1 protein-coding gene is annotated in these 569 nt (G+C 64.7%); it reads right to left on the reverse strand.

Going from position 1 to position 569, the window contains the following annotated elements; translation table 11 throughout:
* Positions 1–569: phosphoenolpyruvate carboxylase (locus EOA36_RS36700; protein WP_127281327.1), on the reverse strand; the 569-nt coding region annotated here is incomplete at both ends.

The following is a 569-nucleotide window of genomic DNA, read 5'->3' on the forward strand; positions in this document are numbered from 1 at the left end:
CCACGGGTGACGGAGCCGCCGCGGCCGTGAAAGAAACTGATCCCAACCTTGTGCTTGCGCCCGACGGCAGCGAGCCGCTTCTGCGCTTTGGCCAGTTCCCAATTGGAGGCGAGGAAGCCGCCGTCCTTGTTGGAATCGGAATAGCCGAGCATGATTTCCTGGCGCGCGCCGAAATCGCGCACCGTGCGCCTCACCAGCGAGACGTCGAGCAATCCGTTCAATATGCCAGGGGCGGCCTGCAGGTCGGCGATGGTCTCGAACAAGGGCACGATCCGCAGCCTGATTGTGCCGCCGGCGGGCGCGGTCGAAAGTCCGCAATATTGCGCCAGCAGATAGACCGCGAGCAGATCGTCGGCGGAGCGGGTCATCGAGAGAACGAAAGAGCCGACAGCCTCGGGATCAGAGCTGGAGATGTGCCTGGCGATGACGGAGAATGTCGAAAGCAGTTCGCCTGCTTCAGCCGAGAGCCGCCCAGCGTCTATCTCCAGCCGCTCGCCCTCGCTGATGGCTTTGCGAATGCGCGCCGACCATTGCGGCGTGCCAGCCGCGACCGGATCGGCGGGGGTCGT

This window comes from Mesorhizobium sp. M8A.F.Ca.ET.021.01.1.1 (assembly GCF_003998025.1).
GTDB lineage: Bacteria > Pseudomonadota > Alphaproteobacteria > Rhizobiales > Rhizobiaceae > Mesorhizobium.